This is a genomic window from Streptomyces oceani, from assembly GCF_001751245.1.
Classification (GTDB): Bacteria; Actinomycetota; Actinomycetes; order Streptomycetales; family Streptomycetaceae; genus Streptomyces; species Streptomyces oceani.
The window spans coordinates 37,395-64,199 of sequence record NZ_LJGU01000100.1 but is presented as its reverse complement, the minus strand read 5'-3'; the positions used below and the strand labels follow the sequence as shown (position 1 = coordinate 64,199).

Genomic DNA, 26,805 nt, shown 5'->3' with positions numbered 1-26,805 from the left:
GGGCGTCGCCGGCCAGCGGCCCGGTGGTCATCCAGCCGCGCACCTGCTTACGTGCCGGGCTGCGCCCGTCCGCCCACTCGGGCCGCACCCACAGCAGTCGCTCGTGCCGCAGCTCCCAGCGGCCCAGCCACATCGCCTTGAACCAAAGGCCCGCACCAGCGCCGGCCAGTGCCGCGCCACCGGCGGCCGGCACCGCCAGCGAGGAGGCCACGGCCGTCAGGAAGCCGAGCAGCAGCCACCACCGGTGCCGCCGCCTCCACTCCCGTACGGTCACCGCCCGGTCACGCAGCTGGACCCATTTGCCGGCCGTGGTCAGCGCGCCCAGCAGGCCGACACAGCGCCGCCGCCGTACACGGAACACCACCGCCCCGACCAGCGGGAACAGCAGCACGCCCAGCCACACCCCGATCGTGCGCCCGGTCAGCCCGGGCGGCAGCACGCCAACGACCGCCGCCAGCAGGCCCGTCCACCACCAGGCACCGGCCGCCGCCCGCAGGTACACCGGAACTCTCGCCAACGCATACGAGCCGCGCCCCACAGCACGCTCCTCTCCTCGCCACTCGCCTCCTTCGGCGGCGCACGATAACGGCAGCCCATGAGAATTTCCTGAACGCCGGCTTGTGGCGTACGGGCCCGCCCGGGGCCCGCCCCGCACCGATGAATTCTCGCCGCCCCCGCCGTCTACCCGGATGTCGGCGCGTCGCGCGGCCTCCACGGCCGTACCCACGCGGCACCGACACCAACGACCGACGGATTCAGGGAGCAGACCATGCACGCACCGCAGTCCCCCAAGATCGGCGCCATCGTGTTGGGCAGTACGAACCCGGAGCGGCTCTGGGAGTGGTATCGGACCGCCTTCGCCCCCGAGGCGAAGCCCGAGGACGGGGTGCTGGCCCTGGAGCTGGCCGGGAACACGTACCTGATCTTCGAGCGGCGGGACGACGTCGCGCCCGGCACCGCCGAACCAGGCCGGCTGCTGGTCAACTTCGACGTGACCGACATCCACGCCACCGAGCGCTGGCTGAACCAGGAACTGTCCGTGCGGTGGGTTCGGCCGGTGACGGACATGGACGGCGAGGCGTATCTGGCCACCCTGGAGGACCCGGACGGCAACTACGTCCAAATCGTGCAACCGACCGGCTGAGCCGGGGCGATGACACGGGCGCTGCTGGGCCAGGCCCTGGACTACGCGCTGTGGTGCGCCCGCCCGGTGACCGACGGTGCGCTCCACCGCGCCACCCCCTGCCACGGCTGGGACCTGCGGCAGCTCCTATGGCATCTGAACGACTCGCTCGCCGCGCTCCGCGCCGGGGTCGACGGAGGTCCGGTGGAGCTGCCGCCGGCATCGGAGCCGGCGGCGGGGTCGGGTTCGGCCGCGGCGTCGGGTTCGGCCGCGGGGTCGGGTTCGGCCGCGGGGTCGGGCGGTCATCCGCTCGGCGAGTTCCGGGCGCGGGCGCGGCGGATGCGGCACCGCTGCCAGGACGGGCCACGGGCAGCCGACGCCGTACGTCCCGACCCCGCGCACCAGGCCCCCGTACGGCCCGGGGCACCGCGCCCGGCACCGGGCGGCCGGGTGGCCACCGTGGACGGCTGGCCGGTGCCGGCGGACACGGTGGCTCTGGCCGGGGCCCTGGAGGTGGCCGTGCACGGCTGGGACATCGCCCGGACCTGCGGGTCGCCCCAGCCCGTGCCGCCCGCGCTGGCGGCCGAGTTGCTACGCGCGGCACCCGGCCTGGTGCCGGCCCGGCCGGATCGGCCGCCGCTCTTCGGTCCGCCGATCCCGACTCCGGACGGGGCGAGCCACGGCGAGCGGTTGGTGGCGTTCCTCGGCCGGGTGCCGTACGTACGTTCCGGGCCGGCCGGCCGCTGAACCGGCACCGAAACCAGAAGCAGTACCAGAAGGCCGACCAGCACCGGAAAGCGGAAACGAAACCACCGACCGGCCGATGCCTAAAGGAACAGCCCGCGCTCCGCCGCCCGGGCGTCGAACTCCTCCAATCGCGCCTGCGCCTCCGGCAACCCGTCGCACATGGCCTCCAGCAGCACCCGGGCGAGCAACATCGGCGCGCAGGCGGTGTCGAAGGCCAGCCCGGTGCCGACGGCCGCCGGCAGCAGCAGGTCGTCCGGGTGCGCCACCGGAGCGAAGGCGCTGTCGGCCACCATGACGATCCGCAGCCCCGCCGCCCGCGCTTGCTCCAGCGCGGGCGGCACCTCGCGAGGGTGGCGGGGCAGCGCGAAGCACAACAGGGCCTCGGAGCCGGCCCGAACGGCCGCGTCCAGGCGGTCCGCCAGCATCGAGCCACCCTCGTCGAGCAACCGGACGTCCGGGTGCACCTTGGCTGCGAAGTACGCGAAGCCCCGCGCCTGCGCGGCGGCCGCGCGCAGCCCGAGCACCGGCAGCGTCGGAGAACCGGCCAGGACCCGGGCGGCCCGCTCGACGGGGGCCGGGTCGGCCAGCAGTTCGGCGAGGTGCCGGAGGTTGTCGATCTCGGCTCGTACGGCCTGCTGGTACGCGTTCCCGGCGGCCGTCGCCGCCGGGAACGCCTGAGGCCCGCCCTCGGCGCCGCCGGTGCCCTCGATGGCGGGCAGCTCCCGCAGGTGACGACGCAGCGCGGGATAGCCGTCGTAGCCGAGCGCGACCGCGAAGCGGGTGACGGAGGGCTGGCTGACGCCGGCGAGTTCGGCCAGTTCCACGCTGGACAGGAAGGGCGCGTCCGTGGCCCGCCGCACCATGCAGTGCGCGATACGGCGCTGGGTCGGCGTCAGCCGGTGTCCCTCGAAAAGCCTCAGCAACCGCGCGCTCGCGCTGCTCATCCCACCCACCCGTTCGTCCGGATCACGCACGTCGTCCCGGCGTCGCCGCCGGTGCCGCGGCGGCCGGTCGCCAACGGCCACTTTCACGGCACCTCGACTCTGCATGACCCTATGCAGGGCCGGCAAGCCGGACGAGTCGCGGGGCCACCCCGGGACAGCGGGGCCACCCGGGGGGCGCCGGGCCGGGCTTCGGGGGGATAGCCCCAGTGCTCGCGCCCGGCCGGGCTCCGTAGAGTGCCGAGCATGGACGCACCCGACACTGACCTGAAGAAGGAACTGAACGCGACCTTGCAGGCCCGCAAGGACCTCGGCCCGGAGTACGAGTCCGAGCTCGTCGAGACCTTTCTGCAGAAGATCGACGCGTCCGTGGAACAGCGCGTGCGACGGCAACTCGCCGAGCAGCAGATGGTGGTCGCCCGGAACAACAGCCAGCGACCGCGGTACGCCGAGCTGGGCCCGCACGCCCCGATGCCCGAGGGGGTGGGCGCGCGACTCGGCCTGGCGGTGGCCTCGCTCGTGCTGGCCATCCCGCTCTCCGCGATCGCCGTGGTCAACGCCGGGCTGGCGGGACTGCTGGTGTGCTGGGGCGGGGTGGTCGCGGTGAACGGGCTACAGGCCAGCCGCTCCTGGTTCGGCGACGAGCGGCTGGGTGAGCGGCGCCGGGACTGACGGGCACGGGCGGGCGGAGCCACCCCGGCCTCCGCGGCCCGGCGCGGACGGCCCCCACCACCCGCGCCAGACCACCCGCGCGTGCCCCGCGTTGCTCTGGGTCCCGCGTTGCTCCAGCCCGCGTTACTTCGTGTCCCGCGCCAGGTACGCCAGCAGATCCTGCCGGCTGAGCACTCCGGTCGGTTTACCGGCCTCCAGCACCAGCGCCGCGTCCGCGCCCTCCAGGACCGCCATCAGCTCGCCGAGGGTCTCACCGGAACCGACCTGCGGCAGCGCGCCGCTCATGTGCTTCTCCAAGCGGTCCTGTAGGGAGGCCCGTTGGGCGAAGAGCGCGTCCAGCAGTTCGCGCTCCACCACCGAGCCGATGACCTCGGCCGCCATCACGTCCGGGTGCCCGGCGCCCGGCTTGACCACCGGCATCTGCGAGACCCCGTACTCCCGCAGCACCTCGACCGCCTCGCCGACCGTCTCCTCCGGGTGCATGTGCACCAGCGAGGGAATCGGCCCCTCCTTGTGCCGCAGGACGTCCCCGACCCGTACGACCGTGGGCTCGCCCTCCTCCAGGAAGCCGTAGTCGTTCATCCAGTCGTCGTTGAAGATCTTGCTCAGATAGCCCCGGCCACTGTCCGGCAACAGCACCACCACGACATCGTCCGGCCCCAGCGGCTCGGCCACCCGCAGCGCCGCGGCGACCGCCATTCCGCAGGAGCCGCCGACGAGCAGTCCCTCCTCCTTGGCCAGCCGCCGGGTCATCTGGAAGGAGTCACGGTCCGACACGGGCACGATCTCGTCCGCCACCTCCCGGTCGTACGCGTCCGGCCAGAAGTCCTCGCCGACGCCCTCGACCAGGTACGGACGGCCGGAACCGCCGCTGTAGACCGAGCCCTCCGGGTCGGCGCCCACGACCCGAACCCGGCCGTCGCTGGCCTCCTTGAGGTAGCGGCCGGTGCCGGAGATCGTGCCTCCGGTACCGATGCCGGTCACGAAGTGGGTGATCCGGCCGTCCGTCTGCTGCCACAGCTCGGGGCCGGTGCTCTCGTAGTGCGAGCGGGGGTTGTCCGGGTTGCTGTACTGGTCGGGCTTCCACGCGTTCGGGGTCTCACGCACCAGCCGATCGGAGACGTTGTAGTACGAGTCCGGGTGCTCCGGGTCGACCGCTGTGGGGCACACGACCACGTCGGCGCCGTACGCGCGCAACACGTTGATCTTGTCCGTGGAGACCTTGTCCGGGCAGACGAAGACGCAGTGGTAGCCCTTCTGCTGGGCGACGATCGCCAGGCCCACGCCGGTGTTCCCGGAGGTCGGCTCGACGATCACCCCGCCGGGCCGCAGTTCCCCGCTCTCCTCCGCGGCCTCGATCATTCGCAGGGCGATCCGGTCCTTCACGGAACCGCCCGGGTTGAAGTACTCCACCTTCGCCAGCACGGTCGCCCGGATATCGGCGGCCACGGCGTTCAGCTTGAGCAGCGGGGTGTTGCCGACAAGCTCGATCATGGACTCGTGATAGTGCACTTGTTCTCCACGGCTTCGGTGTGGGGGGGTCGCCCCGGGGAGTGCAGCGGACCGTGGCACGGCCGGCTGCCCGTGCCGACACCATATTGCGCAACATGCGCACACTCACGGCGCGTTGCACGGCGGCTCGTACGGGGTAACACAGTGTTGAGCACCAAACCCCGTACGCGCACACAACGTCACCAGCATGGCCCAGGCACCACCGGGAGGCGGGAAGAGAGAGATGCCGATGTCGAAGGCAGCCAGTGCCAGGATGGCACGCCGGATCGCGACCGCCGCCGCGTACGGCGGAGGTGGTCTCGGACTGCTCGGCGGGGCGGCGGTCGGGCTGATCTTCACCGAAGTCCAGATCGCCAAACGCCGAGTGGGCGTGTCCGAGTCCGAGCCCCCGATGGCCGACGGCCTCTACGGCGCGGCTTTCGCGCGGCCCGGCGGCGAGCGCATGCCGCCGCCGGGCCCCATGGCCCCGGGACTCGGCCCGGTACCACCGGACAGCCCGCCCACGCGGACCGACCCCTCCGTGCGGACCGGTCCCTCCGTACGGCACGACCCCGCCGTGCGGGAGGACCCGCCCGTACGGCAACACCCGCCCGTACGGGAGGACCCGACCACTGCCGGGGCCGAGCGGGAGCCGGGAGCCGGCGGCCGAGCCACCGCCCGGCCGCTGCGGCTGGCGATGCTCGGTGACTCCACCGCGGCCGGGCTGGGCGTGCACATCCCGAGACAGACACCCGGAGGTGTCCTCGCCCCCGCCCTGGCGGCGGTCGCCGAACGCCCGGTCGAACTACGCTGCGTGGCGGTGTCCGGAGCCCAGTCCGACGGCTTGGAGCGACAGGTCAGCCTGCTGCTGGGCGAACGCGACCTCAGTCACGCGCCCGACGTGTGCGTCATCATGATCGGGGCCAACGACGTCACCCACCGGATGCCCCCGGCGCGTTCGGTGCGGCTGCTCTCCGACGCGGTGGCCCGGCTGCGTACGGTCGGCTGCGAGGTGGTCGTCGGCACCTGCCCGGACCTGGGCACCATCGAGCCGGTGAGCCAGCCGCTGCGGTGGATCGCCCGACGACTGAGCCGACAGCTGGCCGCCGCGCAGACCATCGCCGTGGTGGAGGAGGGCGGGCGCACGGTCTCGCTGGGCGACCTGCTCGGCCCGGAGTTCGCCGCCAACCCAGGCGAGCTCTTCGGCCCGGACAACTACCACCCGTCCGTGGAGGGTTACGCGACCGCCGCCATGGCGCTGCTGCCGACACTCTGCGCCTCGCTGAATCTGTGGCCCAGCGGGGACGAGCACCCGGACGCGATCCGTCGGGAGGGCATCCTCCCCGTCGCCCGCGCCGCCGCGGAGGCGGCGGCGGAGGGCGGCACCGAGGTCGCCTCGGTACGCGGCCCGTGGGCGCTGCTCAAACTCCGTCGCCGACGCCGACCGCCCACGGAGCAGCGCCAAGCGCCCCCTGCGGACGGTGCCTCCACGGCGACCGACCGTACGGCCGAAGCCGACACCTCGGACGGGAGCGACGGGTCAGACGGCTCCCCGGAGGGCCGTACGCACGACTCCGGTGACCCGGACCGTGCGAGGTCGGGGCACGGGCACTGACCCGGGCGCTCGGGGCCGAACGAGCGCGCAAAAGAGTCCCGTGTCACACCACGTGAGCCGTGACCCGGGGGCTACGGGTGGGTAGCTTCGCGGTGACCGTCTTCGGCCCGGGTGCGGCGTGGCCCCGGCACGTGCCGCACCGTGGATGACGGGACGGCCGTACGCCGACGGCTCCGGCCGCGCCACCGGCTGTGCCGCGCACACTGGACACGACGGCCATGACCGTACCGCTGAACCGCCACCAGCCCCCTGGAGCCGTGTGATGCCCGAAGCAGTGATCGTTTCTGCCGCCCGCTCGCCGATCGGACGCGCCTTCAAGGGGTCGCTCAAGGATCTGCGCCCGGACGATCTCACGGCCGAGATCACCAGCGCCGCCCTCGCGAAGGTGCCGCAGCTGGACCCCGCGCTCGTCGAGGACCTGATGCTGGGTTGTGGTCTGCCCGGCGGCGAACAGGGCCACAACCTGGGCCGGGTGGTCGCCGTGCAGATGGGCATGGACCAACTGCCCGGCTGCACCATCACCCGCTACTGCTCGTCCTCGCTGCAGACCAGCCGAATGGCGATGCACGCCATCAAGGCGGGCGAGGGGGACATCTTCGTGTCCGCCGGGGTGGAGATGGTCTCGCGCTCGGTCAACGGCTCCTCGGACGGCATGCCGGGCACGCACAATCCCGTCTTCGAGGACGCCGAGGCCCGTACCGCGCACCGCGCCGAGCACGGTGGCGCGGGCTGGACCGATCCCCGAGAAGACGAGCAACTCCCCGATGTGTACGTCGCGATGGGCCAGACCGCGGAGAACCTCGCCCGCCACAAGAACGTCTCCCGGCAGGAGATGGACGAGTTCGGCGTACGCTCCCAGAACCTCGCCGAGAAGGCCATCGCCGACGGCTTCTGGGAGCGCGAGATCACCCCGGTCACCCTCCCGGACGGCACGGTGGTGTCCCGGGACGACGGTCCACGGGCCGGCGTCACGCTGGACGGCGTACGCGACCTCAAGCCGGTGTTCCGCCCGGACGGGCTGGTCACCGCGGGGAACTGCTGTCCGCTGAACGACGGCGCCGCCGCGCTCGTCATCATGTCCGACGCCAAGGCGCGTGAGCTGGGCATCACCCCGCTCGCGCGGATCGTGTCCACCGGAGTCTCCGGGCTGTCCCCGGAGATCATGGGGTACGGCCCGGTCGAGGCATCCCGGCAGGCGCTCGCCCGAGCCGGGATGTCCGCGGGCGACATCGACCTGGTGGAGATCAACGAGGCGTTCGCCGCCCAGGTCATCCCCTCGTACCAGGACCTGGGCGTCGACCTGGACCGGCTCAACGTCAACGGCGGTGCCATCGCCGTGGGCCACCCCTTCGGGATGACCGGCGCACGCATCACCGGGACGTTGATCAACTCCCTGCGGTGGCACGACAAGCAGTTCGGTCTGGAGACCATGTGTGTCGGCGGCGGGCAGGGCATGGCCATGGTCATCGAACGCCTCAGCTGAGCCCGCACCCGCCCAGACGCGCGGGCGCGTACGCCGGTCGTCGTGTCCCCGGGGTGTGACATATCCCCCGGGGACACGGTGTTCTCCCTGGTCAAAGCGCCGTGTCAGGATTTGCCCGAAAAGGGCGCCTGTCCCGTTGATGGTGTTTTGCACTACGGTCAGGGCGTCGGATACGCCGCAGCCACCGAACCGGAGGCAGCAGTTCGGGGAACGAACCGGAACCGGGAGTACATCCGTGAGCGCCATATCCATCGCCATGCTGGTGTCCGCGACAGTCGCCACCGCCCTCGGCGGCGTGGCCCTCCGCACCGCCCGCGGACTGCGGCGGAGACTGGATGAGCTGACGGCGGAACCGCCCCGTGCCGGCACGCCGACCGCGTACGGCGACCGAGCGTACGGACACCCGGCGTACGACCCGGCCCACGGCGGGACCGGAGCCCCGACCGTACCCGCCACCCGCGAGGCCCCCAGCGCCGAGATCCGGGCAGCCGTCGCCGAGGCGCTCGCCGAGGAGCGGGAACGAGACCTGGACGAGGCGCGCGCGTTCTGGGCGGCGCGGGAGGCCCGAGGCACGGAGGCGGAGTTCGACCTGCTGCTGGAGGGGCACGGCACGGAGTACGAGGCCGTACGACCGGGGACCCGGCAAGCCGAGAACCCACCCGCGGACATCCCGGCGGAGCTGGACAGCAGCCTGCTGGAGGCGCTGCTGGAGGGTCGACGCAGCGGCCTGGAGGGGTGCTACGGGCACTGGGAGAGCGCGCTGTTCGTACCTCGGCAAACGGGGACGGAGCAGGACCCGCGGCGTGCCGGCGGGCCACGGGCCGGCCGGCCGTCGGACGGCGCCGAACAGCGGCACGAAGGTGACGGCGAGAGCCCGGGCGACTGCCCGCGCGAGGACGCCGGCCGCGGCGCTCTCAGCGACGACCTCAACGGCGATCCCGGCGCCGGCTTCGGTGACGAGGACCGTGAGGTGCCCACGGAGATACTGCCCGCTGACGGACGGGGGGAGCCCGCCGATCTCGAGGCGGCCCGACGACGCCACCCCTCACACCCGGACTTCACCCTGGCCGGCGAACCCGCGGGCGGCGGCCCGGCGGCGCTGGATCGCCCGGTGCTCGCGGACCAGGAACGCACCCTGGAACGTCTGGCCCGACTGGCGGGCGACGGTACGCCGCTGGTGGACGCCCAGCCCGGGCCGCTCGGGACTCTCGACGTCTACTCCTTCGCGGACGGCAGCACGCTGTGCGTGTCCCCCGGACACCTGGAGACCGCCCGCCGCCTGGGCGAGGCCATCGACGCCGGTCCGACTCCGGTGCTGCTCGGCGGATCGGGTGCCGCCGGGGCGTACACGCTGACCTTCACGATCGGCGACGAACACGTCTACCTGCTCGCCAGCCGGGTCATAGCGTCTCTCTGAGGCGCGGCCCGAGGCAGCCCGGGGCGGCCGGTGTGTGGCGACTGAGTCACCCGGAGCCGCCGGACACAGCCGCGTGCCGTCACGACCGGTCGGCTCGGAAGCCCGCCGGGGTGAGTTCCGCGTCCACGAGTCGGACCGCGTCCGCGAGCGCCTCCTCGTCCTCCGTACCGGACAGAGCGTTCGCCAGGTCATGGCCTGCGACCGCGAGTTGGTCACCAACGGCGAACGGCCCGGCGTCAGGCAGTTCGTACGGCACCCGCTCCGGGAACTCGCGAAGCTGAGCACGGCGAGCCAGCTCACGGGACAGGGCCAGGCCCGAGGCGGCGGCTCCGCGACGCAGCGCGCTCTGCGGCGCGGCACGCAGCCGGTCCGCGAGCCGGTCGACGCGCAGGCTCAGGGGCGACGTATCCAGCATGCCGTAAGCCTACGGGCGTCCACCGGGGCACTGGCACCACATCCGTGACACCGGCCGCCGGTACGCGGGGCGCGGGCCCTCGCGACGCGCTCCAAGCACCCTCCACAGACGGTTGCCATCGCATCCGGCCTCAGGCACCGTGGGCCTCAAGGACTCGACAAGGCAGCACCGGAGGCGCCGATGTCCCAGATCATCTCCGATGAGACGCATCAGAATCTCCTCTCTCGCATCCCGCACTGCACCGGTCGTGAAGTCTCCGACTGGCTCCGCACGGTCGACGAAGGACCCGCCCTGATCCGGTTCGAGGAAAAGGTCAGCTGGCTGCGCGGTGAGCACGAACTCTCCTACGGACACGCGAAAGCGATCATTCACGAGCACGACCTGAGGCGCGCCGCTCGCCACTGGTGAGCCACGGCCCCAACCACCCCCTCCAGACCCGGCCGTCCCGCCCCATCCCGCGCCGTAGTCGGGACGGAGCGAGACGGACTCGCGCACCAGACGGGCCTGCCGCACGAAAGGGTGCGGGCCCGGCGGCGTTCACCGCCGGGCCCGCACCCTTTCGCCTGCCTCGCGTCGCCGAATCGCCGACCGACGACCACGACCGCTGCCCGGTGTGAGCCACCGGGCAGCGGTCGTGTCACGTCAAAGAGGGCTGATCCACCTGGGGAAGGCTGGTCAGCCGTCGCTTTGCAGGATGGCGATCAGCCGCAGGAACTCCAGGTAGATCCAGACCAGGGTCAGCGTCAGCCCGAAGGCCGCCAGCCAGGACTCCTCACGCGGCGCGCCGTACGCGATGCCGTCCTCGACCTGCTTGAAGTCCAGGGCGAGGAAGCAGGCGCCGAGCACGATGCCGATGACACCGAAGAGGATGCCCATACCGCCGCTGCGGAAGCCCAGGCCGTCGCCACCACCGAAGACCGCGAACAGCAGGTTCACGCCCATCAGCAGCACGAAGCCGATCGCCGCCGCCAGCACGAAGCGGTAGAAGCGCTGGGTGACCCGGATGATCCGGGTCTTGTACATCACGAGCACGGCCGTGAAGACCGCCATGGTGCCCAACACGGCCTGCATCGCGGCGCCGTCGGCGATGTAGTTGTCGACGTAGTTGCTGATGGCGCCGAGGAACAGTCCCTCGAACGCGGCGTACCCCAGGATCAGCGCCGGGACGGCCTTGCGCTTGAAAGCCTGCGTGAACGCGAGCACCATCGCCACCAGCGCGGCACCGATGGCCAGACCCAGCGACATGTCCGTGAACCAGGCGACCGCGGCGGTGACGACCACGGTGCCCACCGTCATCGCCGTGCGGGCGACGACGTCGTCCATCGTCATCCGGCCGGCGTACGGCGCGGCCGGCGGCGCGCCCTGCGGGGACGGTGCGCCGGGCATCTGGCCCTGCTGGGCGTACGGATTGGTCGTGGGCTGCTGTGCGTACGGGTTCGCCGCGTACGGATTCCCGGCCTGTGGCTGCTGACCGGCGTTGAAACCGGCTTGACCGTTGTTTCGGCCGATTCCCCGTCGCGAGAAGACCGGGTTGCTGCTCCTCATCTCACTCCTCCATGACCGCACGGCGCGGCCTCGCACTCTAGAGTAATGCGTAGGCAAAACCAGCACGCTAGTGCAGTGGCTTAAACGACGGAAGAGTCCTGTTGGTTCCGGCTCCCAGCACGCCGGGTCGCCGGACCGCCACAGGACCGTTTCGGTCCCGCCCATGAGGACCTTCCCCACGCCCGGCGGGAGGTAACCAGCTCGTCGGCTGCCTCGCCACCGGTCCACCGGCTGAGACGCTGGCGTACGCAACCTATCGGCACGCCGTGTCACGTCTCCGCGCGGGAGGCCCAACTGGTCGCTTGACACCGAAACCCAGAACGCCCTCACCCAGAGCACCCGGCAGTCGGACACACAGACCGTCTCCGCCTGGACGACGGCGGGCCGGTTCGGTGCCTTCCACCTGATCGCCACCGCCCCGGAGGCCGAGCGGTACGAGCCGAAAGGCTTCATCGACGTGGCCGCCCACGCGAACGGCTCGCCTCCCAGGGGCCGTCGAGGCCGACCGAGAGACGGTGGGTGCCCGGAGCCGGACTTGAACCGGCACGGCCCGAAGGCCAACGAGGTTTAAGCTCGTCGTGTCTACTTTCCACCACCCGGGCACCGGTCTCCTCGCTCGCACCCGCACGCACCCGCGCGGGCGGACTTACGGCCCGCGCCCGGCATGACACGAGCCTATCCAGCTATCCCCCACCCAACTGCCCGCGAGCCGCGATGTTGTCTTATTTTATTGGCAGTTGATTGAGCGTCAGCACTACCCTCCCCCCTTGGCGCTCCGACTTTCCGCAGCGGAGCGGGACGCCGAAAATGACGCAAACCGATCCCCTGCGTGCGGTCATCGTGCGATGCCCGGACCGTCCCGTGCCGCGAGAGTCGTCCTACCCAGGTAGGACCGGGCCCCCAGCGGCATACCTCCCAAGGCTGGCCCGGAAACCGGTTCCGCGGCGGATTCACGCGCCTCGGACATCGGAGAGGATGGCCGTGGCCAGCACACGCACCCCCGTACAGCGCGACAGGAGCGAGAACTCGTGACCACCCCGATGCAGGCAGGCGCCTACGCCGCCACACCCGCCCCCGGCGTCGCCGCTGCCCGAGCCATGGACCTCTCCAAGGTCTACGGACAGGGCGAGACCAAGGTGGTCGCCCTAGACCAGGTTTCCGTGGAGTTCCGGCAGGCGCAGTTCACCGCGATCATGGGGCCGTCCGGCTCCGGCAAGTCGACCCTGATGCACTGCATGGCCGGACTCGACACGATCTCCAGTGGCAGCGCCCGGATCGGGGACACCGAGCTGACCTCGCTCAAGGACAAGAAGCTGACGCAACTGCGCCGGGACCGGATCGGGTTCATCTTCCAGGCGTTCAACCTGCTGCCCACGCTGACCGGCCTGGAGAACATCACCCTCCCGATGGACATCGCCGGCCGGAAGCCCGACCCGCAGTGGATGGACCGGGTGATCGAGACCGTCGGGCTCTCCGGACGCCTCAAGCACCGTCCCAACCAGCTGTCCGGCGGCCAGCAGCAGCGCGTCGCGGTCGCCCGGGCACTCGCCTCCAAGCCGGAGATCATCTTCGGTGACGAGCCGACCGGCAACCTGGACTCCCGTTCCGGCGCGGAGGTGCTCGGCTTCCTGCGCAACTCCGTACGCGAGCTGGGCCAGACCGTCGTCATGGTCACCCACGACCCGGTGGCGGCCTCCTACTCGGACCGGGTCATCTTCCTCGCCGACGGCCGCATCGTCGACGACATGGCCAACCCCACCGCCGATTCGGTGCTCGACCGGATGAAGGCGTTCGACGGCAAGGCGCGCACCACCTGAGCGACGGCGCCCACGCGCCGCGCGCCCGCCCCCATCGACCACTCCTTCGCCTCGCGCCCGCATCGCGAGCGTGCCGTCCGTACGGCCCGCCGCGCGCGGAGGTGAGGGGAGCACTCCACTCAGGACTGACCCATGTTCCGTACCGCCTTGCGCAACGTCCTCGCGCACAAGGCCCGGTTGCTGATGACCGTACTCGCCGTGATGCTCGGCGTGGCTTTCGTCTCCGGCACCCTGGTCTTCACCGCGACGATCCAGAACGCCTTCCAGAAGAGTTCCGAGGAGGGCTTCAGTCATGTCGACGTCGCCATCCAGCCCAACAAGAACAAGGGCGAGTCGATCTCCGGCCCCACCAACAACCTGAGCCAGCGCACGCTGGACAAGGCGAACCAACTGAGCGGGGTCGAGTCGGCGATCGGTGTCGCCGACGGCTTCGCCGGCCTGGCCGACAAGAACGGCGACCTGGTGGGTGACGGCTTCAGCACCCAGGGAGCCAACTACTACGCCGGCCAGGACGGCACCGACGAGCGCTACCCGCTGCAGAAGGGTCGGGCGCCGCAGCAGTCGAGCGAGGTCGCCCTCGACTCCGAGACCGCCGAGCGCACCGGCTACAAGATCGGTGACACGGTGCCGGTCTCGGTACAGGGCCCGGTGCAGAAGCAGAAGGTCGTCGGGATCTTCACGACGGACGACGGAGCCGTCTCGGCCGGCGGCTCGCTGCTGCTCTTCGACAACAAGACCGCCCAGCAGCTCTTCGCGCAGCCGGGGCAGTACAGCGAGATCCAGCTGACCGCCGCCTCCGGCACCTCACAGAAGGAGCTCAAGAAGGCCGTCACCGGCATCCTGCCGCCGGACTCGGAGGCGATCACCGGGCAGCAGCTCGCGGACGACCAGTCCGAGATGATCAAGCAGCAGACCTCCGGGATGCAGACCGCCATGCTGGCGTTCGCCGGGATCGCGCTCTTCGTCGGCGTCTTCATCATCGCCAACACCTTCACCATGCTGGTGGCCCAGCGCACCAAGGAACTCGCGCTGATGCGCGCCGTCGGTGCCAGCCGTCGCCAGGTGACCCGCTCGGTGCTGTTCGAGGCCGGAGCGGTCGGCATCTCCGCCTCCGTGCTGGGCTTCGGAGCCGGGCTCGGGATCGCCCTCGGCCTCGAGTCGGCGATGGGCTCCATGGGCGGCATGCCCGAGGGGCCGATGATCATCTCCGCCAGCACCATCGTCACGACACTGCTGGTGGGCGTGCTGGTCACGGTGCTGGCCGCCTGGCTGCCGGCCCGGCGGGCCGCCAGGATCCCGCCGGTCGCGGCGATGGGCAGCGTGCACGCCCCGGCCACCACCCGTTCCCTGGTCGTACGGAACATCATCGGCGCGATCCTCGCGGGCGCCGGCGGCGCGCTCGTGCTCTACGCGACCACCGCCGAGGACGGCGAGGCCGCGATGGGGCTGGGCGCCGCGGTGCTGCTGATCGGTGTCTTCGTGCTGACGCCGCTGCTGTCCCGGCCGCTCATCGCGGCGGCGGCTCCCGCGCTGAAGCTGTTCAAGGTGAGCGGCAAGCTCGCCCGGCAGAACGCCGTGCGGAACCCGCGTCGTACGGCCGCCACCGCCTCCGCGCTGATGATCGGACTCACCCTGATCACCGGCCTCACGGTGGTCGCCACCGGCGTGCAGAACGCCATCGACAAGATGGCGTCGGACGCGCTCAAGGCCGACTACCAGGTCTCGATGGCGAACTTCCAGCCGATGTCCCCGAAGATCCAGGAGACGCTGAAGTCGCTGGACGAGGTCGAGTCCGTCACCCCGTGGCGGATGTCGCCGGCCATGGTGGACGGCGAGTCGGAGCAGTTGGCCGGCGTCAACCCCTCGACCGTCCAGGACCTGATCTCGGTCGAGTTCACCGAGGGCGGCTGGAACGGCCTGGGTGGCGGCAACGCGGTAGTCGTCGACGAGAAGACCGCGGACAAGCGCGGTTGGCAGGTCGGCTCGGAGATCAGCGTGACCTACCAGGACGGCAAGCGAGGCCAACTGACCGTCTCCGGCCTCTACGAGGGCAACCAACTGGTCCAGGGCATCCAGATGGACGCCGAGGTGCTGGCGACGCACATGGCCAAGGTCACCGACATGCAGGTGTACGTGAAGACGGACGGCGGGCCCAGCGACTCCGTGAAGGCGGCGCTGGAGAAGAGCCTGGGCGACAACCCGTCGATCCTCGTCGAGGACAAGCAGGACATCTCGGAGAGCATCTCGCAGGTCATCAACATCCTGCTGAACATCCTGTACGGGCTGCTGGCCATGGCCGTGATCGTCGCCGTCCTGGGTGTCATCAACACCCTGGCCATGTCGGTCTTCGAACGCGGCCAGGAGATCGGAATGCTGCGCGCGATCGGCCTGGACCGGCGGGGCGTCAAGCGGATGGTCCGGCTGGAGTCCCTGGTGATCTCACTGTTCGGCGGGGTCATGGGCATCGCGCTCGGTGTCTTCTTCGGCTGGGCGGCCGGCGAACTGATCGCCAGCGCCGGTCTGGACACCTACTCCCTGGTGCTGCCCTGGGACCGTCTCGCCATCTTCCTGGTGCTCGCGGCCGTGGTGGGCATGCTGGCGGCGCTGTGGCCCGCCCGTCGTGCCGCCAAGCTGAACATGCTGGCCGCGATCAAGACGGAGTGACCCGGCACCGGTCCGGCACCCCCGGGTCGGACCGGTCCGCTGCCGCCGCCCCGGTGTTCCCCCGCGGAGCACCGGGGCGGCGGTGCGTCGTAGGGCCGCGTCGTACGGCAGTGGGTTACGACGGCGGGCAACGGCCGCGGGTACGGCTGTGGGCTACGGCCGCGGGTACTACGCGCCGGTCCGCCAGTCACGAGCGCGCAGTGGCAGCCCGGCGACCCCGGAGACCGGCGTACGCACCGCGAGGACCTGGTTCACACCGATCCGGTTGTGCTCGAAGGCCAGCGCGGACGCCGCCATGTACAGCTCCCACACGCGGGCCCGGCCCGGTGAGGCGTGCCGCACCGCCTCGGTCCAGTTCGCCCGCAGGTTGGTGACCCAGGCGCGCAGCGTGAGGGCGTAGTGCTCACGCAGCGACTCCAGGTCGCGCACCTCGAAGCCGGCGTCCTCCAGGTGGCCCACGGTGCGCCCGATCGGGGAGAGTTCGCCGTCCGGAAAGACGTAGGCGTCGATGAACCGGTCGACCTCGTACGTCGACTCGTCCGGCTGCGGGCGACGGGCGATCTGGTGGTTCAGCAGTCGTCCGCCGGGCCGCAGCAGCGCGTACAGGTCATCGGCGTACTCCCGGTAGCGTGCGGAGCCGACGTGCTCCGCCATGCCGACCGAGGCGATGGCGTCGTACGGTCCGTCCGGCACCTCTCGGTAGTCCTGCACGCGCACCTCGACCCGCTCGGTCAGGCCCTCCTCCGCGATCCGCTTGCGGGCGTACACCGCCTGCTCCTGGGACAGCGTGACGCCGACGGCGTGCACCCCGTACTCCCGCGCCGCGTGCAGCACCAACGAGCCCCAGCCGCAGCCCATGTCCAGCACCCGCTGTCCGGGCCGCAGCGCCAGCTTGCGGCAGATCAGGTCGAGCTTGGCGTGCTGTGCCGCGTCCAGGCCGGCGGCATCCGGGCGGGCGGCATCCGGGCCGGCGGTACCCAGGTCGGCACCGTCCGGGTCATCCCAGTAGGCGCAGGAGTAGACCATCGAGGGGCCGAGCACGAGCCGGTAGAAGGCGTTCCCCACGTCGTAGTGGTGGCTGATGGCCGCGCGGTCCCGACGCAGCGTGTGCCGGAGGCCCGTACGCCCCTGGTTCTCCTCGGCCGGCGGCGGGGGCGGCGGCCAGGGCCCGGCCAGGGTGAGGAGTTCCCGGGCGGCGCCGCGTACGGCGGGGTCCCGAGCCAGCGCCAGTGCCGTACGGGCGGTGGAGCCGCGCGCGCGGCCGGCCTCGGCGCCGTCCGGCTGCTCGGGCGGGCGGTCCCAGAGCAGCCCGGCCACCAGTCCCAGCACCTCGTACAGATCACCCTCGACGGTGATCTCACCCGCCACCCAGGCTCGTGCCAGGCCGAGTTCGCCGGGTCTCCACAGACTCCGGCGCAGCGCCCGACGGTTGCGGATGTGCAGCACGGGAGCGCCCGGCGGACCGTGCTCGCTGCCGTCCCAGGCGCGAATCCGCACCGGCGGCGGGGCGGCGAGCAGCTTCTCCGTGAGCTGAGCGATCCGTGGTGCGATACCGGCCATTGCGCACACCTCCGTGCTGAGCGGGGCCAGTCAGCAGATATACAGCCCTGTCCGGGGCCTCTCTCCGCTGCAACGCCGGGGTGTGACTTCCTCTTCCCACGGTTGCCGCACGGTTACCCACCGGAGTGCGACCACCCCCGCTCCACGAGCCGTCAGGTCCGGTGTTCCGCTCGCCCGGCGGGCTCCCGACCTGTCAGCAGCCGCTGCCCGGCACCGACGGCGGTCAGGCCGGCCGCGCGCAGGACGGCCCAGACCGTGGCCTGGTTCGCCGTCACCACCGGCTTGCCCAACTCCGCCTCGATCGGGGCGATGACGTCGTAGGTCGGTAGGGCGGTGCAACTGAGGAACACGGCGTCGGCCGTGGGATGGTCACTCTCCCGCACGAGTTCGCGCACTCGGGCGTACGACACCGCCGGGATCTCCGCGGGTTGCAGACCCAGCCCGCGCTGGGAGACGACCTCCAGCCCGGACTCGGTCAGATACGCACGCAGCCGCTCCCCCACCGCCGGCACGTACGGATGCGCCACGGCCACCCGGCGCGCGCCCAGGGCCCGCAGCCCGGTCACGACCGCCCCGGCGGTGGTGACGGCCGCGGGTGCGCCCTCGGCGAGCATCGTCTCCCGCAACCGCCGCTCCCGGGCCGCGCCGCCGACGAAGCTGCAGGCGGTGCAGAGATACGCGACGGCGCTCACGTCCAGTTCGCCGACCTCTCGGGTGGGTCGCCGCAGCACCTCGGCATCGTTCAACGCCCGGACCAGTGCGAGGCCCTCCCGGTCGGCGACCGGGCCGGTGCGGGAGATGAACAGTGAGACGTGCTCGGGAACCCAGCGCCACAACTCCCGGTCACGGTTGAAGTCGAAGGACGCGACGACGCCGACGCCCGTCTGCGGTACGGGTTCAGATGGTGTACTCCCCATGGGGTCAGGCTACGGGGGCTGCGCCGCGCCCGGCGCCGGCGGCGTACGCGGGTCAGCTCGCGCCGGCGGTCTCCGTCTGCCTCCGCGACCGGTCGCCCTTCCCCGCGGCCTTCTTCGCACCGCGGGCCGCCTCTCGGTCCGCCTCGGCCGTGGCCTCCGGGTCGGTCAGCTTCTTGGCGCTGGCCGCCGCCGTGACTCCGGAGGCGGCCTCGTGGAACTCCTCGCGCGGCTTCTCCATCGCGCCGAGCGAGACGACCTCGCGCTTGAGGAACATGCCGAGCGTCCAGTCCGCGAAGACCCGGATCTTACGGTTCCAGGTCGGCACCGCCATGCCGTGATAGGTGCGGTGCATGTACCAGGCGAGCCGGCCGCGGAGCCGCAGCCGCAGCTTGCCCAGGACGATCATGGCGACGCCCTTGTGCAGCCCCAGGCCGGCGACCGCGCCCTTGTTCGCGTGCTTGTAGTCGCTCTGCGGGAAGCCCCGCAGACGGGAGATGACGTTGTCGCCGAGAGCCTTGGCCTGACGCAGCGCGTGCTGCGCGTTCGGCGGGCAGTACGCTCCCCCGCCTGCGGCCAGGTCGAGTATCTGCGCGTTGTCCCCGGCGGCCCAGGCGTAGTCGGTCCCCTTCACCTGGAGGGTCGACTCGGTGTCCACGTGTCCACGGGGGCCGAGCGGCAGGCCGAAGTTGGCCAGTGCCGGGTTGGGCTTGACCCCGGCGGTCCACACGATGGTGTGGGAGTCCGCCTCGAAGCCGTTGGAGAGCACCACCCGGCCGTCGACGCAGGACTTCACTGAGGTGCCGAGATAGATCTCGACGCCGCGGTCCGCCAGGTGTTCCCGGCCCCACTCGCCGAGCTTCGGGCCGACCTCGGGGAGGATCTTCTCCGCGACGTCGACCAGGACGAAACGCATGTCCTCGCGCCGTACGTTCGGGTAGTACCTCGCGGCGTCCCGGGCCATGTCCTCGATCTCACCGACGGTCTCCGCCCCCGCGAAGCCACCCCCGACGAAGACGAAGGTCAGCGCCTTGCGCCGGATCTCCTCGTCAGTGGTCGAGTCGGCCTTGTCGAGCTGTTCGAGCACGTGGTTACGGAGCCCGATGGCCTCCTCGACGCCCTTCATGCCGATGCCGTTCTCGGCCAGCCCGGGGATCGGGAAGGTGCGCGAGACGGCGCCGAGCGCCACCACGAGGTAGTCGAACGGGAGCTCGTACGAGTCGCCGACCAGCGGCACCACCGTCGCCACCCGACGGTCCTGGTCGATGGTGCCGACCCGCCCGGTCAGCACCTCCGCCTTCGGGAGCACCCGCCGCAACGGGACGACGACGTGCCGGGGGGAGATGGAGCCGGCCGCGGCCTCGGGGAGGAACGGCTGGTACGTCATGTAGGAGCGCGGGTCGACGACGGTGACGGTAGCCTCGCCGTAGCGCATCTTCTTCAGGATGCGGCGAGCCGCGTACAGTCCGACGTACCCGCCGCCTACGACGAGGATTCGAGGACGCTCCGTGGTGCTCATGCTTCGAGTATCCAGCACCAGGCGGGGGTGACCTCGTGAGGGGGTTCACAAGCACTGGGTGTGCCCCTGCTACAATCCCCCCACCCCGGAAGCGCGCCTTCCGCTCAATCTCCCGAGCGACCTCGCCACACTGCTCGACCTCCCTTCCTTCACCGGTCCTGAGCTGCGCTTCTCCAGGAGGAGTCGCTACGGTTCCGCATCCAGCCCGACGCACCGGCCGTGCGGCCAACCCTGCGACGCGTCGCCGTAGAGCCCGCGAACCTCGCTTATCCGGTGCTTAGCTCCGCCATTCGAGACGGCCAGGGGCATAATTCTTGTGAAGGACTTCACAAACTTTCTTTCGTGTCCGCTCACTCCGCTGCCCCACCCGTCTCGTCAGTCCCGTCCGAGCCCGCGAGCCGGTCGCGCACCCAGCCATGGAACTCCCCGATGTGATGCTCGCTGGGCACCAGCACCCCACCCCGCTCGTACGCCCGCGAGCCCATCGCGCGCTGGCACCGCTCACAGGCGTCGAAGTCCTGTTCGTTGACCCGGTGGAACAGCTCGACCGACCGGGAGAGGTCGGTGCCCTCGGCCACCACGCCGGGGAGGTAGAGCCAGTCGCACTCGATGACCGTACGATCCACCGCCATCGGGTACATCCGGTGCACGATCACGTGGTCCGGCACCAGGTTCAGGAAGACCTGCGGCCGTACGGTGATCGCGTAGTAGCGGCGGTCCTGCTCCTCCCGGAGGCCCGGCAGCGGCTCCTGCCCGGCCCCGCCGTCGATGGTGAAGCCGCGGACCTCGGAGCCGAACTCCGCCCCGTGCCCGACGTAGTACTGCGCGGCGAAGCCGTCCGAGAACTCCGGCAGCACCTCGGTCAGTTCCGGGTGGATGGTGGCGCAGTGGTAGCACTCCATGAAGTTCTCGATGATCAGTTTCCAGTTGGCCCGCACGTCGTAGCTGACCCGGTGGCCGAGGCTGAGCCCCTCCACGCCGTACGCCTCGACGTGCGCCCGGTCGCCGAGCCGCGCCGTGACCGCGCCGATCACCTGCTCCTCGAAGGACGGCGGGTGCTCGTCCAGGCACACCCAGACGTAGCCGAGCCACTCACGGACGTGCGCCCGCAGCAGTCCGTAGTCGCGGCGGTCCACGTCCGGCATGCCGGTGAGGTTGGGCGCGGCGACCAGCCGGCCGTCCAGGTCGTACGTCCAGGCGTGGTACGGGCACTGGAACCCTCGCCGCACCTCGCCCTCGGGGGCCGTGCACAGCTGGGCGCCCCGGTGCCGGCAGATGTTCAGGAAGGCCCGCACCGAACCGTCCCGGGAGCGCGTGACCAGCACGCTCTCCCCGCCGACCTGGTGTGTCTGGAAGCGGCCCGGTCGGTCCAGGTCGGCGGACCGGGCGAGGCAGAACCACATCCGCTCGAAGATCCGCCGCTGTTCCTCGCGGAACACCTCCGGGTCGGTGTAGTCGGCGCCGGGGAGGGTCGGGAGGAGACTCTCCGGAAGCGTCCGGGCGGCCGCGTGCTCCGGGTCCGCGTGGTCGGACGCCTCGGTCGTGCCGAGCGTCTCGGTCGTGCCGGGCGCCGGGGGGATCACGTGGGGGTTCGCGCTGGCAGCCGCGCTGAAGGGCGTACGGGAAAGGGACACGTCGGTCACCCACCTCGGGGTCGGTCGGTAAGGGCGGTGGCGGGCACTCCGGTTGCGGCTCGGAACACCCGCCCGAACTGGGAAAACTGGGCCACGTCGTTCGGATCGGCCACGGGGATCGCTCTGACGGCGCTTGCCTGGCACGCACATCTGCCGCGTTGTCGCCTCAACACGCGGCGCCGCTGCGCTCGTTCCCCTCGGCCTCCGGCCTGGGGAGGCCCCAACACCAGACCCCGCTCCGTGATCCACGAAGATCCAAACCACACGGCCTACCGGCGGATGCGCGTCATGTCCGGGTCGAAGACCGGCTCCTCGGCGACGGTGGCCGGCACCTTCTCCCCGAAGTACTCGATGCTCGCCGGCGTCCCCGCCGCGCTGGCGGCGGCCGGCAGCCAGGCGTACGCCACCGTGGTGCCGACGGTGTAGCCGTACGCCGCGCTGGTGACGTATCCCGCGGGCACTCCGTCCACGTGCACCGGCTCCCCGCCGAGCACCGTCTGGCCGGGATCGTCCACGGTCAGGCAGGTGAGCCGCCGCTCGGGCGGCCGTTCGGCCCGCTCGACCAGCGCGTCCCGGCCGAGGAAGCCACCCTCCTTGTCCAGCCGCACGGCGAAGCCGACACCGGCCTCGTACGGGTCGTGCTCCGTGGTCATGTCGGTGCCGCACGCGCGGTAACCCTTCTCCAGCCGCAGGCTGTTGAAGGCGCTGCGCCCCGCCGCGACCACCCCGTACGGCTGGCCCGCCCGCCACAGCGTGTCCCACAGCCGCAGCCCGAGGTCGGCGCTGGTGTACAGCTCCCAGCCCAGCTCGCCCACGTACGACAGCCGCATCGCGGTGACCGGCACGTTCCCGACGTACGCCGGCTTGGTGCGGAAGTAGCCGAACGCCTTGTGCCCGAAGTCCTCCCGGGTCAGCGGCTGTACGAGGTCCCGGGCGCGTGGCCCCCACACTCCGACGCAGCAGGTGCCGGCGGTGATGTCGCGCACCCGCACGCTGTCGTCGGCCGGCAGGTGCTGGCGGAACCAGTCGAGGTCCAGGTTGCCGTTCGCCCCGACCTGGAAGTGCTGTTCGGCCAGCCGCGCGACCGTCAGGTCCGCCCGGACACCGCCGGATGGCTCCAGCAGCAGCGTGTACGTCACCGCGCCGGGCTTCCTGGCCACGTTGTTCGTCGTCATCCACTGGAGGAAGGCGAGCGCGCCGGGGCCGGTCACCTCGAGCCGCTTGAGCGGGGTCATGTCGTACAGCGCGACGCCCTCCCGGGTGGCCCGCGCCTCGGCGGCGGCGATCGGCGACCAGTAGCGCGCGGACCAGGCGTCCCGCCCGGGCGGGGCGGCGCGTGGGCCACCCTCCGCCAGCAGCGGGGCGTTCGCCTCGTACCAGTGGGGCCGCTCCCAGCCGCTCGCCTCCAGGAAGTACGCGCCCAGCTCGCACTGCCGGGCGTGGAACGGGCTGACCCGCAGCGGCCGAGGGCTCTCCATGGGCTGCAGCGGGTGGATGATGTCGTAGACCTCGTCGAAGTTCGTGCAGCCTCGCTCGCTTACGTAGTCCGGGGCGAGCTGCACCTCCTCGAACCGGTGCAGCTCACACTCGTGCAGGTCGATGCCGGGCTCACCCTCGGTCAACCAGCGCGCCACGGCGCGGGCCACGCCGGCCGAGTGGGTGACCCAGACGGCCTCCGCGACCCAGAAGCCGGCGAGTTCGCGGTGCTCGCCCAGCAGCGGCATGCCGTCCGGGGTGAAGGAGAACAGCCCGTTGAAGCCGTCCCGCACCTCCGTACGCGCCAGGTCCGGGAGCAGCGCGACACTGTCCCGCCAGGCCGGCGCGAAGTCCTCCTCGGTGAACGGCAGCATGGACGGCATCCGTGGGGCCTCGGCCGGGCGGAGCACGTCGTCCGCGTCGACCGGCATGGCGCGGTGACCGTAGTAGCCGATGCCGACGCGGTCGCCGTGCTCCCGGAAGTACAGGTCGCGGTCCTGGTGCCGCAGGATCGGCTTGCTCGCCCCATCCGGCGGATTGCCCACAGCCGCGAGCACGTCGAGCGGGCCGGTCTTGGCGTACTGATGCGCCAGCGGCACCAGCGGCATGGTGAGCCCCACCATCCGGCCCAGCCGCGGGCCCCAGAAGCCGGCGGCGGAGACGACGAGGTCCGCCGGGAAGTGGCTGTCGTCGGCCGTACGCACGCCGGTGACCCGGCCGCCCGCCTGCTCGACCGCCGTCACCTCCTGGTGCGGTACGAACCGCGCGCCGCGCTCGACGGCCCGGCGGGCCTGCGCCTCCACCGCCCGTACGGCGCTGGCCAGTCCGTCCGCCGGCACGTGCAGGCCGCCGTGGACGCGGTCCTGGTCCAGCATCGGGTGCAGCGCGGCGCATTCCTCGGGGTCGAGCAACCGTCCGTGCACGCCCCAGGACGTGGCCCAGCCCTGCTTGCGCTTCAGGTCGTCCCAGCGGGCGGCGGAGCCGGCCACCTCGAGGCTGCCGAGCTGCTGGAAGCAGCCCTGCCCGGCCGGTTCGAGTCCGAGGAACTTGCGGATGGTGTAGCCGGCGAACTCGGTCATGGTCTTGGACGGGTTGGTCTGGAAGACCAGCCCGGGGGCGTGCGAGCTGGAGCCCCCGGTGGCGAACAGCGGGCCCTGGTCCAGCACCGTGACCCTGGTGAGCCCGCGCTCGGTGAGTTCGTCCGCCAGCGCGGACCCGACGACGCCGGCTCCGATGATGACGACGCGCGGCTGCGTACGCGGTTGTGCCGGCATGTTCGGCCTCCTGCCAGTACTCGGAGAGGTGCGTGGAGAGGTGCGGTACGGGTCGTGCGGTGCGTACGGGTCGTTACGGGGCCGGGTCCGGCGCGGCGGCGTGCGCCTACGCGACCGGGAACGGCGCTGGACGTGCGGGCTGTTCGGACTGTTCGGGCCGCTGCCAGGGGCCGGGGCTCGTCGGCGTGGCCGCCTCGGCGTCCGCCGCCCGCGGCTCGGACGGCTCCGGGCCCGGGGCGTACTCCGCCATCGCGTCCAGCAGCCAGTCCACGACGAAGTCCGCGAAGGAGGGCCGTACGAACAGCCGGAAGCCGCCGTCCCGTTCCCCCTCATCCGAATCCCCCGTCCCGTCCGGCTCACGGGCCATCAACAACACCTGCACGCCGGCCAGCGGCGTCTGCGCGCAGTTCCCCGGCCCGAACACCCGGGGGTGCAGGTCGAGCGGGCAGACCTTCGCCAGCACCTCCCGGGCCCGGCCGCCGGTCAGCTCCAGCACGGCCCGGTTCGCGGACACGTCGGTCACCGCGCTCACCAGCTGGTCGGCCGTGGCGGTACGTAGCGCCGCCCGCAACTCGCCGGTGAGTTGGTCGGCCGTCCACTCCGGGGCGAGGAGCAGCCACTCGTCGGGCCCGAGCCAGAGGGCCGTACGCTCCCGGGAGCGGCAGACGGTGTTCGGGGTCCGGGGCAGTCGGAGCGGGTCGGGGCCGCCGAGCGTGAAACGTCCCGGATCGGTGCGGCCGATGACCCGCAGCCGCAGGTTGACCTGGGTCAGGAAGGGCCGCTCGGCCAGGCGCACGCCCGCCGGCCCCGGCACCGCCGCGGCGGCCAACTCGGTGGCGCGGTGGGCCAGCGGGGCACGGGCGGGCGGGCTTCCACCGGCTGACGGCCCGCCGCCGGTGCCGGCGCTGCCGCAACCGGTTTCGGTTTCGGTGCCGCTGCCGGTACCGGTACCGGTGCCGGTGCCGGTGCCGGTGCCGTGGGTATGGAGTGTCGGTTCAGCCATCGCGACGGCTCCCCTCGCTGTCGTAGAAGACCGGTTGGGTGATCTCGGCGGACACCAGCCGTCCCGCGTACGGCACTTCGACGGTGCCGCCGATCCGCTCCCGCCCGCTCTTGACCAGCGCGAGCGCGAAGGTGCGATCGAGTGCGGCGCTGTGGTAGCTGGAGGTGACGTGCCCCAGCATCGGGACGGGCGTGGCCCGTTGGCCGTCCGGCCCGGCCGCGCCCGGTTCGACGATCTGACCGCCCTCCGGGAGCAGTTCCCCGGGGTCCACGGGCAGCAGCCCGACCAGGTGCTTGCGGTCGGTGCGCACGGTGTCCGGGCGCTGGTGCGAGCGCTGCCCGAGGAACTCCTTGCGCTTGCTGACCACCCAGTCCATGCCGAGGTCCTGCGGGGTGACGGTGCCGTCGGTGTCCTGGCCGACGATCACGAAGCCCTTCTCGGCCCGCAGCACGTGCATCGTCTCGGTGCCGTACGGGGTGATGCCGTACGGCGCGCCCGCGGCCAGCACCGCCTCCCACAGGGCGAGCCCGTGCCAGCCGGGCACGCTGATCTCGTACGCCAGCTCCCCGGAGAAACTGATCCGGGCGATCCGCGCCGGCAGCCCGGCCACCCGCGCGTCCCGCCAGGCCATGAACGGGAAGTCGGCGTTGTCCACGGTGAGTTCGGGGGCGAGGGTGCTCAGTACCGCGCGGGAACGCGGGCCGACCAGGGCGGTGGTGGCCCACTGCTCGGTGACGGAGGTGCAGTGGACCCGCAGCTCGGGCCACTCCGTCTGCAGCCACTCCTCCAGCCAGTCCAGTACGGCGGCGGCGTTGCCGGTGGTGGTGCTCATCAGGAAGTGGTCCTCGGCGAGCCGCATGGTCACGCCGTCGTCGAAGACCATGCCGTCGGCCGTGCACAGCACGCCGTAGCGGCTGGAGCCGACGCGCAGCTTGGCGAAGCCGTTGGTGTAGACCCGGTTCAGGAACTCGGCCGCGTCCGGGCCCTGGAGGTCGATCCGGCCGAGCGTCGAGACGTCCATCGCCGCGACGGACTGCCGGGCGGCCAGACACTCCCGACGCACCGCCGCCGCCATGTCCTCGCCGTCCCGCGGGTAGTAGCGGGGCCGCTTCCACTGCCCGACGTCCTCGAGGACGGCGCCGTGCGCGCGGTGCCAGGGGTGCATCGGGGTGGTGCGTACGGGATCGCGCAGCCGCCCCCGGGCCCGGCCGGCGAGCAGCGCGAAGGACACCGGGGTGTACGGCGGCCGGTGCGAGGTGGGGCCGAGCGTGCCGACTGGCACGTCGAGCAGCTGCGCGGTGGCGGCGGTGGCCAGCGCGCTGGAGGTGCGGCCCTGGTCGTGGGCGGTGCCGATGGTGGTGTAGCGCTTGATGTGCTCCACCGAGCGCATGCCCGTGCCGACGGCGCGTGCGAGGTCGGCGAGGGTGGCGTCCCGCTGTAGGTCCACGAAGTGCGTACGGGCCTCGGCGGGATCGGCTGGCAGTGGCAGCGGCCA

At 71.8% G+C, this 26,805-nt stretch carries 21 protein-coding genes and 1 tRNA gene; 9 read left to right on the top strand and 13 right to left on the bottom strand.

Annotation, left to right across the window (positions count from 1 at the left end):
• The coding region (locus tag AN216_RS03545; protein ID WP_079166214.1) for a hypothetical protein at positions 1 to 538 on the bottom strand (538 nt) is incomplete at its 3' end.
• 231 nt (positions 539 to 769) lie between these two features.
• Between AN216_RS03545 and AN216_RS03540 the strand changes: the two genes are divergently transcribed.
• Together AN216_RS03540 and AN216_RS03535 are read left to right on the top strand one after the other, a co-directional pair.
• Positions 770 to 1,144: a VOC family protein gene (locus AN216_RS03540; protein WP_070195102.1), complete on the top strand. Its 375-nt coding sequence runs from the start codon at positions 770 to 772 to the stop codon at positions 1,142 to 1,144.
• Positions 1,145 to 1,153: 9 nt separating this feature from the next.
• A complete protein-coding gene (locus tag AN216_RS03535; protein ID WP_070195101.1) occupies positions 1,154 to 1,870 on the top strand; it encodes a maleylpyruvate isomerase N-terminal domain-containing protein in 717 nt (238 codons plus the stop codon).
• Between the two features lie 80 nt (positions 1,871 to 1,950).
• On the opposite strand, the gene AN216_RS03530 is transcribed toward AN216_RS03535, so the two are convergent.
• Entirely contained in the window at positions 1,951 to 2,814 is an 864-nt protein-coding gene (locus AN216_RS03530) for a MurR/RpiR family transcriptional regulator (protein WP_070195110.1), read from the bottom strand.
• A 243-nt stretch (positions 2,815 to 3,057) separates the two neighbouring features.
• On the opposite strand from AN216_RS03530, the gene AN216_RS03525 reads away from it, so the two are divergent.
• Positions 3,058 to 3,483 carry a hypothetical protein gene (locus AN216_RS03525; RefSeq protein WP_070195100.1) on the top strand — a complete coding sequence of 142 codons (426 nt, stop codon included), beginning with the start codon at positions 3,058 to 3,060 and terminating at the stop codon, positions 3,481 to 3,483.
• A gap of 123 nt (positions 3,484 to 3,606) precedes the next feature.
• On the opposite strand, the gene AN216_RS03520 is transcribed toward AN216_RS03525, so the two are convergent.
• Complete coding sequence (locus AN216_RS03520; protein WP_070195099.1) at positions 3,607 to 4,995, bottom strand: cystathionine beta-synthase; 1,389 nt, start codon at positions 4,993 to 4,995, stop codon at positions 3,607 to 3,609.
• Positions 4,996 to 5,224: 229 nt separating this feature from the next.
• Between AN216_RS03520 and AN216_RS03515 the strand changes: the two genes are divergently transcribed.
• From AN216_RS03515 to AN216_RS03505, 3 genes are all read left to right on the top strand, one after another.
• Entirely contained in the window at positions 5,225 to 6,589 is a 1,365-nt protein-coding gene (locus tag AN216_RS03515; RefSeq protein ID WP_338059226.1) for an SGNH/GDSL hydrolase family protein, read from the top strand.
• A gap of 262 nt (positions 6,590 to 6,851) precedes the next feature.
• On the top strand, positions 6,852 to 8,072 hold the full coding sequence (locus AN216_RS03510) for an acetyl-CoA C-acetyltransferase (protein ID WP_070195098.1): 1,221 nt from the start codon (positions 6,852 to 6,854) through the stop codon (positions 8,070 to 8,072).
• Between the two features lie 235 nt (positions 8,073 to 8,307).
• On the top strand, positions 8,308 to 9,489 hold the full coding sequence (locus AN216_RS03505) for a hypothetical protein (protein WP_070195097.1): 1,182 nt from the start codon (positions 8,308 to 8,310) through the stop codon (positions 9,487 to 9,489).
• Positions 9,490 to 9,568: 79 nt separating this feature from the next.
• On the opposite strand, the gene AN216_RS03500 is transcribed toward AN216_RS03505, so the two are convergent.
• The gene (locus AN216_RS03500; RefSeq protein ID WP_070195096.1) at positions 9,569 to 9,904 is read right to left on the bottom strand and encodes a hypothetical protein; all 336 of its coding nucleotides are present in this window, start codon (positions 9,902 to 9,904) and stop codon (positions 9,569 to 9,571) included.
• 180 nt (positions 9,905 to 10,084) lie between these two features.
• On the opposite strand from AN216_RS03500, the gene AN216_RS03495 reads away from it, so the two are divergent.
• Positions 10,085 to 10,312 carry a DUF4287 domain-containing protein gene (locus AN216_RS03495; RefSeq protein ID WP_070195095.1) on the top strand — a complete coding sequence of 76 codons (228 nt, stop codon included), beginning with the start codon at positions 10,085 to 10,087 and terminating at the stop codon, positions 10,310 to 10,312.
• 267 nt (positions 10,313 to 10,579) lie between these two features.
• Here the strand turns inward: AN216_RS03495 and AN216_RS03490 are convergent, their stop codons facing one another.
• Together AN216_RS03490 and AN216_RS03485 are read right to left on the bottom strand one after the other, a co-directional pair.
• Entirely contained in the window at positions 10,580 to 11,449 is an 870-nt protein-coding gene (locus tag AN216_RS03490) for a Bax inhibitor-1/YccA family protein (RefSeq protein ID WP_070195094.1), read from the bottom strand.
• Positions 11,450 to 11,969: 520 nt separating this feature from the next.
• Positions 11,970 to 12,051 (bottom strand) — tRNA-Leu (locus AN216_RS03485).
• A gap of 438 nt (positions 12,052 to 12,489) precedes the next feature.
• Here AN216_RS03485 and AN216_RS03480 point away from each other — a divergent pair.
• Both AN216_RS03480 and AN216_RS03475 read left to right on the top strand, forming a co-directional pair.
• Positions 12,490 to 13,266: an ABC transporter ATP-binding protein gene (locus tag AN216_RS03480; RefSeq protein ID WP_070195109.1), complete on the top strand. Its 777-nt coding sequence runs from the start codon at positions 12,490 to 12,492 to the stop codon at positions 13,264 to 13,266.
• 132 nt (positions 13,267 to 13,398) lie between these two features.
• Positions 13,399 to 15,930: an ABC transporter permease gene (locus AN216_RS03475; RefSeq protein WP_070195093.1), complete on the top strand. Its 2,532-nt coding sequence runs from the start codon at positions 13,399 to 13,401 to the stop codon at positions 15,928 to 15,930.
• Between the two features lie 168 nt (positions 15,931 to 16,098).
• On the opposite strand, the gene AN216_RS03470 is transcribed toward AN216_RS03475, so the two are convergent.
• The 7 genes from AN216_RS03470 to AN216_RS03440 form a co-directional block, all read right to left on the bottom strand.
• Entirely contained in the window at positions 16,099 to 17,490 is a 1,392-nt protein-coding gene (locus tag AN216_RS03470) for an SAM-dependent methyltransferase (protein WP_070195092.1), read from the bottom strand.
• Positions 17,491 to 17,642: 152 nt separating this feature from the next.
• On the bottom strand, positions 17,643 to 18,407 hold the full coding sequence (locus AN216_RS03465) for a maleate cis-trans isomerase family protein (protein WP_070195091.1): 765 nt from the start codon (positions 18,405 to 18,407) through the stop codon (positions 17,643 to 17,645).
• Positions 18,408 to 18,459: 52 nt separating this feature from the next.
• Positions 18,460 to 19,923 (bottom strand): NAD(P)/FAD-dependent oxidoreductase, encoded by a 1,464-nt coding sequence (locus AN216_RS03460; protein WP_070195090.1) that lies wholly within the window; start codon positions 19,921 to 19,923, stop codon positions 18,460 to 18,462.
• 350 nt (positions 19,924 to 20,273) lie between these two features.
• Complete coding sequence (locus AN216_RS03455; RefSeq protein ID WP_420855682.1) at positions 20,274 to 21,557, bottom strand: aromatic ring-hydroxylating oxygenase subunit alpha; 1,284 nt, start codon at positions 21,555 to 21,557, stop codon at positions 20,274 to 20,276.
• A gap of 269 nt (positions 21,558 to 21,826) precedes the next feature.
• Positions 21,827 to 24,307: a GcvT family protein gene (locus tag AN216_RS03450; protein WP_070195089.1), complete on the bottom strand. Its 2,481-nt coding sequence runs from the start codon at positions 24,305 to 24,307 to the stop codon at positions 21,827 to 21,829.
• Positions 24,308 to 24,413: 106 nt separating this feature from the next.
• The gene (locus AN216_RS03445; RefSeq protein ID WP_070195088.1) at positions 24,414 to 25,310 is read right to left on the bottom strand and encodes a sarcosine oxidase subunit gamma family protein; all 897 of its coding nucleotides are present in this window, start codon (positions 25,308 to 25,310) and stop codon (positions 24,414 to 24,416) included.
• Positions 25,303 to 26,805, bottom strand: a 1,503-nt coding sequence (locus AN216_RS03440) for a glycine cleavage T C-terminal barrel domain-containing protein (protein WP_275522116.1), incomplete at its 5' end; no start/stop codon positions are given. The genes AN216_RS03440 and AN216_RS03445, both read right to left, overlap by 8 nt.